This is a genomic window from Nocardioides eburneus (genome assembly GCF_040838215.1).
Lineage (GTDB): Bacteria > Actinomycetota > Actinomycetes > Propionibacteriales > Nocardioidaceae > Nocardioides > Nocardioides eburneus.
Genome location: NZ_JBFPJR010000010.1, coordinates 120,642 through 130,259, shown reverse-complemented (window position 1 = coordinate 130,259; position 9,618 = coordinate 120,642). Strand labels below are relative to the sequence as shown.

The window sequence follows — 9,618 nt, the reverse complement described above, 5'->3', positions numbered from 1 at the left end:
AAGCCGACCAAGGCCGACACCGACGGCGACGGCCTCAAGGACGGCGCCGAAGTCACCAAGTACAAGACCAAGCCGACCAAGGCCGACACCGACGGCGACGGCCTCAAGGACGGCGCCGAAGTCACCAAGTACAAGACCAAGCCGACGAAGAAGGACACCGACGGCGACGGTCTGACGGACAAGAAGGAGATCACCGGCACCCGCGTCTGGCTCAAGGTCGTCAAGAGCAAGAAGAACGGCGGCACCGTCAAGAGGTCCTTCCTGTTCAAGACCAACCCCCGCAAGAAGGACACCGACGGCGAGGGTCTGAGCGACAAGCAGGAGCTCCGCGGCACCACGGTGAAGCTCCGGATCCGCGCCAAGGGCTCGGGCCGGTGGGTCACCAAGACGCTCGTCATCAAGACCGACCCGACGAAGAAGGACACCGACGCGGACGGCCTGAACGACAAGCAGGAAGTGACGGGCAGCAAGAACGCCAAGTTCAAGCGGGCGAAGAGCAACCCGCTCGACTACGACACCGACCGCGGCGGCTGGGGCGACGGCGTGGAGACGAAGCTGGGCAGCAACCCGGTCGACGTCAAGAGCGCCGCCGGCAGGAAGAGGGGCTGACGCACCACGAGACCCGTCATCCGACTCGGATGACGACCTGACCGCACCTTGGCGGGGCGGAGGCGGGCCCGGGCTGACCAGCCCGGGCCCGTCGGTCATCATCGAGCGCCTATGCTCGCCCTTCGTGGAGCAGACTCCGAACAGCTCGGACCGGCCCGTTCACGCGGAGCGTCGCCCCGTCACCGAGAAGGAGTCACGGCGGGCCAACGGCCCCGACTGGGACCGCTACGCGGACGAGTACCAAGCCACCCATGGCGCCTTCCTCGGTGATGCCGGCTTCGTCTGGGGGCCGGAGGGCATCACCGAGGCCGAGCTGGGCCTCCTCGGAGACGTCGGCGGCAAAGACGTGCTCGAGCTCGGCTCCGGCGCTTGCCAGTGCTCACGCTGGGTCGCCACGAAGGGCGGCCGCGCGATCGGCCTCGACCTGTCCTACCGCCAGCTTCAGCACTCTCACCGGCTCGACCTCGAGACCGGCGTTGAGGTGCCTGCCGTCCAGGGCACGGCGACGAACCTGCCCTTCCGCGACGCCACCTTCGACATCGTCTTCTGCTCCTTCGGCGCCCTCCAGTTCGTCGCCGACATCGAGGACGCGATCGCCGAGACGGTCCGGGTGCTGCGCCCGGGAGGCCGGTTCGCCTTCTCGATCACACACCCGACCCGGTGGATGTTCCCCGACGACCCGGGCGAGGACGGGCTGGTCGCGTCCCAGAGCTATTGGGACCGGACGCCGTACGTCGAGGTCGACGCCGAGACCGGCATCGTGTCGTACGTCGAGCACCACCGCACCCTCGGGGACTGGGTGAGGCTGCTGGCGGACGCCGGGTTCGCCCTCACGGACCTCGCCGAGCCGGAGTGGCCGCGCGACCACGACCGGGTGTGGGGCGGGTGGTCGCGCACGCGCGGCCTGCTCACACCGGGCACCGCCATCTTCGGCGCCAACCTGCTGGCCTAGGCTCGGACCTCGTGACGACGACGCTCCAGCGCCCGCCGCGCGGTCGGCTCCGCACACTCCTCCAGGGCAGCGGGTTCCTCGCGGTGTGCATCGTGGTCATGAACGTCGCGACCTACGGCTTCCAGATCATGGCTGCGCGCCTTCTCGGCCCCGACCAGTACGGCGGGGTCGCCAGCATGATGGCGCTGCTCCTCGTGGTCGGCGTCTTCCAGCTCGGCCTCCAGGCGACCGCCGCGCGGCGCGTCTCCGCCGAGCCCCACCGGGGGCGCGAGATCGAGCGCCTCATGCTCGCCGTCACCTACCGGGCGAGCGCGGTCGTCGGCGGGGTCATGCTGGTCGCCTCACCGCTGGTCTGGCATCTCCTCAAGCTCGACAGCATCATCCCCGCACTGCTCGTGGCCGCGTGCGCGGTGCCGCTGACCGTGATGGGCGGACAAGCCGGCATCCTCCAGGGTGAACGACGCTGGCTCGAGCTCGCCGCCGTCTACCTCGCGCTCGGGCTCCCCCGCGTCGCCGTCGGGACGGCCTGCATCGTGCTCCGGCCGACCGAGGCGGCGGCCATGGCCGGCGTAGCGGCCGCCCAGGTCGCGCCGGCGGTCGTGGGCTGGTGGGTCCTGCGGCGCCGTACGTCGGCGGTCTGCGTCGCGACGCGCGGCCCCCTGCGTCCAGCGGTGACCGAGACGCTGCACAGCTCGTTCGCCCTGCTGGGCTTCTTCGTGCTCTCCAACGTCGACATCGTCCTGGCCCGCAACGTGCTCACCGACCGCCAGTCCGGGCTGTACGCCGGCGGCCTGATCCTCACGAAGGCGGTGCTGTTCCTGCCCCAGTTCGTCGTGGTCGTCGCGTTCCCGTCGCTCTCGACGGCGGGCGAGCGCCGCCGGTCGCTGCTGGTGAGCCTGGCGGCCGTGGGCGGCTGTGGAGCGGTGTCCGTCCTCGGCGCCTGGCTGCTCTCGCCCGTCGCGATGATCTTCATCGGCGGCTCCGACTACACCGCGGTCCAGCACCGGCTCTGGCTGTTCGCCGTGCTCGGCACCGTCCTCGCCGTGCTCCAGCTGCTGGTCTACTCGGTCCTGGCCCGTCAGCACCGCGCGTCGGCGTACCTCATCTGGGGCGCTGTGGTGCTCCTCGTCGCGATCGGCGTCGCGACCGGCTCGCTCAACGCGCTCCTGGTCACGGTCAGCGCCGTGGACGCCGCGCTGACGGTCTCGCTGCTCGGCCTCAGCCTCTGGCACCTCCGCGACGACCTTCCCGAGCCGGCCCTCGAGGGCGCGGGCTGAGCCGCAGCCGCGCGGCTGCGCCCGTCAGTGGGCGGCCTCGTGCCACGACCGGCCGGTGCCGACCGAGACGTCGAGCGGCACGGCGAGGTCGGCCGCGCCTCCCATCTGCTCGCGCACGAGCGCCTCGAGCGCCTCCCGCTCCCCCTGCGCGACCTCGAAGACCAGCTCGTCGTGGACCTGCAGCAGCATCCGGGAGCGCAGCGAGGAGGTCTCGAGGGCACCCTGGACCCGCAGCATGGCGACCTTGATGAGGTCGGCCGCGGAGCCCTGGATCGGCGCGTTGAGCGCCATCCGCTCGGCCATCTCACGGCGCTGACGGTTGTCGCTCGTCAGGTCGGGGAGGTAGCGCCGGCGTCCCATGATCGTCTCGGTGAAGCCGGTCTTGCGCGCCTCGTCGACGACGCCGCGCAGGTAGTCGCGGATGCCGCCGAAGGTGAGGAAGTACTCATCCATGAGGCCGCGGGCCTCGGCCGGCTCGATCCCGAGCTGCTGGGAGAGCCCGAAGGCCGAGAGACCGTAGGCGAGGCCGTAGTTCATCGCCTTGATCTTCGCCCGCTGCTCCGTCGTGACCGCGTCGGCATCGACGCCGAACACCCGCGCCGCCGTGATCGAGTGGAAGTCGCGCCCGGACCTGAACGCCTCGATCAGCAGCTCGTCGCGCGACAGGTCGGCCATGATCCGCATCTCGATCTGGCTGTAGTCCGCGGTCATCAGCGACTCGAAGCCCAGCCCCACCACGAAGCCCTCGCGGATGCGGCGGCCCTCCTCGGTGCGGATCGGGATGTTCTGCAGGTTGGGCTCGGTCGAGCTGAGCCGCCCGGTCGCGGCGATCGTCTGGTTGAAGGTCGTGTGGATGCGCCCGTCGGGCTGGACGGTCTTCAGCAGTCCCTCGATGGTCACCCGCAGCCGGGTGACGTCGCGGTGACGCAGGAGCGCGAGGAGGAACGGGTGCTCGGTCTTGACGTAGAGCTGCTGGAGCGCGTCGGCGTCGGTGGTGTATCCGGTCTTGGTGCGCTTCGTCTTGGGCATGTCGAGCTCGTCGAAGAGCACCACTTGGAGCTGCTTGGGCGAGCCGAGATTGATCTCCTTGCCGATGACGGAGTAGGCCTCCTCGGCGGCCTGCTTGACCTCGCCGGCGAAGTGGCGCTCGAGCGCATTGAGGTGGTCGGTGTCGACCGCGATGCCGGTCTGCTCCATGCGTGCCAGCAGGTGGAGCAGGGGAAGCTCGACCTCGGCGAGCAGCCGGGTCCCGCCGGCGCTCTCGACCGCGTCGTCGAGCTCCGCGGCGAGATCGAGGACCGCGCGGGCGTGCAGCATCGCCGTCTCGGCGATCTGCGTGCCCTCGTCGAACAGCGCCCCCTGGTCGTCGTCCGCCTCCTGCCTCAGCTCGCGCTTGAGGTGACGCAGCGTGAGGTCAGCCAGGTCGTAGGAGCGCTGGTCGGGGGCCACGAGATAGGCCGCCAGGGCGGTGTCGCTCGCGAGGCCCTCGAGCCGCCAGCCGTGGGCGGCCAGCGCCAGCTCCGGGCCCTTCGCGTCATGGAGCACCTTCGGCCGGGCCGCGTCCGCCAGCCACGCGGCGATGGCCTCGTCGCCCTCCGGGGCCAGCTCCGCCACATCGACGTACGCCGCCTGACCGCTCGCCTCCGCGATGGCGAGGCCGTCGACGCGGCCGGTGCCGGAGCCCCACGCGCCACGGACGTGGACGCCGACCGGATCCGGACCGAGCCGGGTGAGGTAGCCGGCCACCTCATCGGGCGCGAGCGTCCGGCCCTCGAGATCGAAGCCCGACTCGGCGACCGGCTCCTCCTCGGCGGGGGCGAGCACGTCCGTGAGACGCGTGCGCAACTCGCCGCGGAACTCCAGCTCGTTGAGCAGCTCGAGCGCGGCCTGGCGGTCCCACTCGGATCGGGCGAGCTCCTCGGGGACCACCCCGAGTGGCAGGTCGCGGACCAGTGCGTTGAGCCGCCGGTTGCGGATCACGTCCCCCAGGTGGGCGCGGAGCGCCTCGCCCTTCTTGCCGGTGATCTGGTCGGCATGGGTGATCACGTTGTCGAGGCCGTCGAACTGGTTGATCCACTTCGCCGCGAAGCCCGCCCCGACGCCCGGGACCCCGGGCAGGTTGTCGGAGGTCTCGCCGACGATCGCGGCGAGCTCGGGATAGCGGTGCGGCGGCACCTTGTACTTCGCCTCGACGGCCTCCGGCGTCATCCGCGCCAGGTCGGAGACGCCGCGCATCGGGTAGAGCACTGTCGACTGCTCGGTCACCAACTGGAGCGAGTCGCGGTCACCGGTGAGGATCAGCACCTCCATGCCCTCGGCGAGCGCCTCGGTCGTCAGGGTGGCGATGATGTCGTCGGCCTCGTAGCCGGCGTAGGTCAGGTGCCGGATCCGGAAGGCGTCGAGGAGGCGCTGGATGAGGGGCAGCTGGCTCTTGAACTCGTCGGGGGTCTTGTTGCGCTTCGCCTTGTATTCCGAGTACTCCTCCAGGCGGAAGGTCTGCCGGGACAGGTCGAAGGCCACCGCGACGTGGGTCGGCTGCTCGTCGCGCAGCACGTTGACCAGCATCGAGGTGAAGCCGTAGACGGCGTTGGTGTGCTGCCCGGTGACGGTCGAGAAGTTCTCCACCGGGAGCGCGAAGAACGCTCGGTAGGCCAGCGAGTGACCGTCGAGCAGCAGGAGACGGGGACGCGTCGTTTGAGCAGTAGGCACAGCCACCCTCCGAGCCTATCCGCGACCACGGACAAGCCTCCCGGTGTGGTCCCCCGGCCGCCGGCGCGCCCCGGTCTGCCACGATGAGCGCCATGACCGACCAGCAGGCGCCCGCGACCATCACCGACCCGGACCAGATCGAGGCCTTCGTCTCCTCCCTTCCGCAGGGCGCGGGCCGGCTCAACGAGAAGATGGGCGTCAAGCTCGTCGAGATCTCGGCCGACCGGATCGTCGGAACGATGCCCGTGGAGGGCAACACCCAGCCGTTCGGGCTGCTCCACGGTGGCGCCTCCGTGGTCCTCGCGGAGACCCTCGGATCGATCGGCTCCGGCATCCACGCGCGCAGCATGGGCAAGGTCGCCGTCGGGGTCGACATCAACGCCACCCACCACCGCGCCGCGACATCGGGCCTCGTCACCGGGGTCGCGACGGCCGCTCATCTGGGTCGTTCGTCGGCGACGTACGAGATCGTCATCAGCGACGAGCGCGGCAAGCGCGTCTGCACCTCGCGCATCACCTGTTCGCTCGTCGACGCCCAGCGCTTCGCCTGAGCCCCGGATCGCGTACGCCGGCCGGCGGGCTCCTCCACCGGCGGCTCAGCCCGCGGGCTGGGACCGCCGCATGGAGCGCCGGGCGGCCAGCACCTGGCCGAGGTGGCTGCGGCTGCCCCGGGCACGGCCGGACGGCCTGGCCGCGTCGAGCCGGCCGCGGATCGTGACCGTCGGCGCGAGCCGGATGACCCCTTGGGGCCCCAGCCCGAGCCGCGCGAGGAACCGGTTGCCGTCACGGGAGCCCGACGGCGCCGCGGAGGCGACGTGGCCGATCCCCAGCTCCTCCGCGAAGGTCACGGCGGCCTCCATCAGGGCGTGTCCCACGCCGCGGCGCTGGAAGCAGTCCACGACGTGCGGCGAGAACGCCTGCACCGTCGGCTCGAGGTTGAGCGGCCCGAACGTCGTGGCGCGGAGGTAGACCGCGCCCGCGCGCTCCCCGTCGTACTCCGCGACCAGGAGCCGCTGCTCGGGCGACTCGGCGGCGCCCTTGATCACGAGCTCGAGATCGGCGATCTGCTCCTGGGTGTCGGCCGGACGGATGCTGTCCTGCCACAATCCGACGAGGAAGCTCGCGTCACCGACGTGCGCCTCGCGCAACGCCACCAACGTGCGGCTCACTGCGCCGCACCCGCTGTCACTCCACTCGCCACTGCTTCACTGCGCTCCATGCCGCCGGCCCTCTCCACGACAAAGCTGTGCCCACAGGTGTGTCCGAGTCCGCACCTCGTTGTCCCCCGACGTGTCCTTGCGGAGGGTACGCCGCCCGACGGGGTTTGGTACAGACATCAACCAGGAGAGTGGGAGCGGTTCCACACGATTCGCAATGGCGACGTGGCGCGCCTGAGCCGTTAGAGTTCGCTGCCATGATCAAGCGCTCGCTGGTGTCCCTGGCCGCGTTGTCGGCCGTTGCCCTGACCGCGTCCGCGTGCGGCAGCTCCGGTGGCGAGACCGCCTCGGGCGCCCAGCTCGTCAAGGACGGCACCCTCACCGTCTGCAGCGATGTCCCCTACGCCCCGTTCGAGGACTTCGACAAGAGCTCCTCCCTCGGCTTCAAGGGCTTCGACATCGACATCGTCAACGCCGTCGCCAAGGGCATGGACCTCAAGCTTGCCGTCCTCGACGAGGACTTCAACAGTCTCAAGAGTGGACTGGCCCTCAACGCCGGGACCTGCGACCTGGTCGCGAGCGCGCTCACGATCACCGACGACCGCAAGAAGAACCTCGACTTCACCGACGGCTACTACGACTCCAAGCAGTCGCTGCTCGTCCCCGAGGGCTCGTCGATCAAGAGCATCGAGGACCTCGCCGGCAAGAACGTCGGCGTCCAGCAGGGCACGACCGGCAAGGACTACGCCGAGAAGAACGCCAAGGGCGCCAAGATCGTCACCTTCCCCAGTGACGCCGAGGAGTTCCAGGCGATCAAGGCCGGTCAGGTCGACGCGCTCCTCCAGGACCTCCCGGTCAACCTGACCCACGAGCAGGCGGGCGGCTACACGATCGTGCAGCAGTTCGACACCGATGAGGAGTACGGCTTCGCCGCCAAGAAGGGCAATGACGAGCTGGTCAAGGAGGTCGACGAGCAGCTCGCCAAGCTCAAGAAGGACGGGGAGTACCAGAAGCTCTACGACAAGTACTTCAAGGTGAGCTGACGCCACCGTGCCGATGAAGCGTTCCACCAAGCGGCTGCTGCGCCACCTGGCGCTGTACGTCGTCCTGCTGGCCGTCGTGCTCGCACTGATCCTGTCGTTGGACTGGGCGAAGGTGCAAGAGACCTTCTTCAACGCGGACGGCCTGAAGCACAACTGGCACGATCTCGTCGTGACCGGCGTGAAGAACACGGTCGTCTACACGGTGATCGCGTTCGCTGCCGGACTGGTCCTGGCCGTCGTGCTCGCGCTCATGAAGCTCTCGGAGGTGCTGGTCTACCGCTGGGTGGCGACGGCCTACATCGAGTTCTTCCGCGGACTGCCGGCCCTGGTGACGATCCTGGGAATGGCGTTCGGCTTCCCGATCGCCACCGGCTGGCGTCCTCCCGGCGGTGTACTCGGCGCCGGCTTGGTCGGCCTCGTGGTCGTGGCAGGCGCCTACATGGCCGAGACGCTGCGCGCGGGCATCCAGGCGGTGCCGAAGGGCCAGACGGAGGCGTCGCGCTCGTTGGGCATGAGCAGCGGCAAGACGATGGCTTTCATCGTCCTACCCCAGGCGTTCCGGATCATCATCCCGCCGCTGACCAACGAGATGGTGCTCCTCATCAAGGACACCTCGCTGCTGGCCTTCGTGGGTGCGACCGTCGGCTCGCGGGAGCTCACCAACGTTGCGCGGGACATGATGAACTCAGGCGTGTCCGCAGGCACCGCGACGAGCCTCACGATGGCCGCGGTGCTCTACCTGGTGATCACGTTGCCGCTCACCCGTCTGGTGGCGTGGCTGGAGAAGAAGCAGCAGAGGGCCCGATGACCGCACTCTCCAAGGAGCAGCCGACCAGCGACGTACCTGCCATCGAGGTCTCGCAGCTGCACAAGTACTACGGCGACAACGAGGTCCTCAAGGGAATCGACTTCCGCGTGGACGCCGGGCAGGTCGTCTGCGTGATCGGGCCGTCCGGCTCGGGCAAGTCGACACTCCTGCGCTGCGTCAACCGGCTCGAGGACCCGACCTCCGGACGGATCCTGGTCGAGGGCATCGACATCACCGACCCTGAGACCGACCTCGACGCGGTCCGCTCGCGGATCGGCATGGTGTTCCAGCAGTTCAACCTCTTCCCGCACATGACCGTCCTCAAGAACCTCTGCCTCGCCCAGCAGAAGGTCCTCAAGCGCTCGAGGGCCGAGGCGGTCGAGGTGGCCCGGCTCAACCTCGCGAAGGTCGGCCTCGCGGAGCGCGAGAACGCCTACCCCGCTCACCTCTCCGGCGGGCAGCAGCAGCGCGTCGCGATCGCCCGGGCACTGTCGATGAACCCCGACATGATGCTCTTCGACGAGCCCACCTCGGCGCTCGATCCCGAGCTCGTGGGCGACGTGCTGGCCATCATGAAGGACCTCGCCACGGAGGGCATGACGATGATGGTCGTCACCCACGAGATGGGCTTCGCGCGCGAGGTCGGCGACAAGGTCGTCTTCATGGACGGCGGCGTGATCGTCGAGGAGGGCACGCCCGCGGCCGTTCTCGGCGATCCGCAGAACGAGCGCACGAAGTCGTTCCTCTCGAAGGTGTTGTAGCAACGAATCTCCGAACCGGGCCGGGTCCCGCGCAAATGTTTCGCGCACGTCGCCGCGTGTGACGACTCGGACACAACTCGAGTGTCCTCCTTGACAGGCTCGTCGGAGGCGACAAACCTTCCCCCACCGACACCCGCAGATTGGGTGTCGGGTGTCGGTGCGCTCTCGGGCGGCGACCGACGGTTGCCGACTGGATCAGGGGGCCCCGTGCCGAGGCTCCGCGCGCAGGACAGCGCTCGTCCCCGAGACGACCGTGACACCGACAGCGACTCTCACACCCGACGGGACCAAGACCCACCGGG

At 69.5% G+C, this 9,618-nt stretch carries 9 protein-coding genes; 7 read left to right on the top strand and 2 right to left on the bottom strand.

Annotation, left to right across the window (positions count from 1 at the left end; all coding sequences use genetic code 11):
• The 3 genes from AB3X52_RS07910 to AB3X52_RS07900 form a co-directional block, all read left to right on the top strand.
• Nucleotides 1–609, top strand: a 609-nt coding sequence (locus AB3X52_RS07910; RefSeq protein ID WP_367993014.1) for a binary toxin-like calcium binding domain-containing protein, incomplete at its 5' end; no start/stop codon positions are given.
• Between the two features lie 124 nt (nt 610–733).
• A complete protein-coding gene (locus AB3X52_RS07905) occupies nt 734–1,561 on the top strand; it encodes a class I SAM-dependent methyltransferase (RefSeq protein WP_367993012.1) in 828 nt (275 codons plus the stop codon).
• An 11-nt stretch (nt 1,562–1,572) separates the two neighbouring features.
• Complete coding sequence (locus tag AB3X52_RS07900) at nt 1,573–2,838, top strand: lipopolysaccharide biosynthesis protein (RefSeq protein ID WP_367993010.1); 1,266 nt, start codon at nt 1,573–1,575, stop codon at nt 2,836–2,838.
• Nucleotides 2,839–2,862: 24 nt separating this feature from the next.
• Here AB3X52_RS07900 and polA read toward each other — a convergent pair whose 3' ends face one another.
• Nucleotides 2,863–5,547, bottom strand: coding sequence for a DNA polymerase I (gene polA, locus AB3X52_RS07895; protein WP_367993008.1), 2,685 nt, complete (start codon nt 5,545–5,547; stop codon nt 2,863–2,865).
• Between the two features lie 92 nt (nt 5,548–5,639).
• On the opposite strand from polA, the gene AB3X52_RS07890 reads away from it, so the two are divergent.
• Nucleotides 5,640–6,098, top strand: a complete 459-nt coding sequence (locus AB3X52_RS07890; protein ID WP_367993006.1) for a hotdog fold thioesterase — start codon at nt 5,640–5,642, stop codon at nt 6,096–6,098.
• A gap of 45 nt (nt 6,099–6,143) precedes the next feature.
• Here the strand turns inward: AB3X52_RS07890 and AB3X52_RS07885 are convergent, their stop codons facing one another.
• Nucleotides 6,144–6,716: a GNAT family N-acetyltransferase gene (locus AB3X52_RS07885; RefSeq protein WP_367993004.1), complete on the bottom strand. Its 573-nt coding sequence runs from the start codon at nt 6,714–6,716 to the stop codon at nt 6,144–6,146.
• 245 nt (nt 6,717–6,961) lie between these two features.
• Between AB3X52_RS07885 and AB3X52_RS07880 the strand changes: the two genes are divergently transcribed.
• Genes AB3X52_RS07880 through AB3X52_RS07870 form a run of 3 tightly spaced genes read left to right on the top strand, consistent with a single transcriptional unit; the run spans nt 6,962 to nt 9,316 of the window.
• Nucleotides 6,962–7,747 (top strand): transporter substrate-binding domain-containing protein, encoded by a 786-nt coding sequence (locus tag AB3X52_RS07880; RefSeq protein WP_367993002.1) that lies wholly within the window; start codon nt 6,962–6,964, stop codon nt 7,745–7,747.
• Nucleotides 7,748–7,760: 13 nt separating this feature from the next.
• A complete protein-coding gene (locus AB3X52_RS07875; RefSeq protein ID WP_367993000.1) occupies nt 7,761–8,555 on the top strand; it encodes an amino acid ABC transporter permease in 795 nt (264 codons plus the stop codon).
• A complete protein-coding gene (locus AB3X52_RS07870) occupies nt 8,552–9,316 on the top strand; it encodes an amino acid ABC transporter ATP-binding protein (RefSeq protein ID WP_367992998.1) in 765 nt (254 codons plus the stop codon). Before AB3X52_RS07875 ends, AB3X52_RS07870 begins: the two co-directional genes overlap by 4 nt.
• The last annotated feature ends 302 nt before the right edge of the window (nt 9,317–9,618 follow it).

What these genes read in the sequence shown, in the direction of transcription:
- AB3X52_RS07880 (WP_367993002.1), top strand. Translation starts at nt 6,962, where the DNA reads ATGATCAAGCGCTCGCTGGTGTCCCTGGCCGCGTTGTCGGCCGTTGCC.
- AB3X52_RS07890 (WP_367993006.1), top strand. Translation starts at nt 5,640, where the DNA reads ATGACCGACCAGCAGGCGCCCGCGACCATCACCGACCCGGACCAGATC.
- AB3X52_RS07875 (WP_367993000.1), top strand. Translation starts at nt 7,761, where the DNA reads ATGAAGCGTTCCACCAAGCGGCTGCTGCGCCACCTGGCGCTGTACGTC.
- AB3X52_RS07870 (WP_367992998.1), top strand. Translation starts at nt 8,552, where the DNA reads ATGACCGCACTCTCCAAGGAGCAGCCGACCAGCGACGTACCTGCCATC.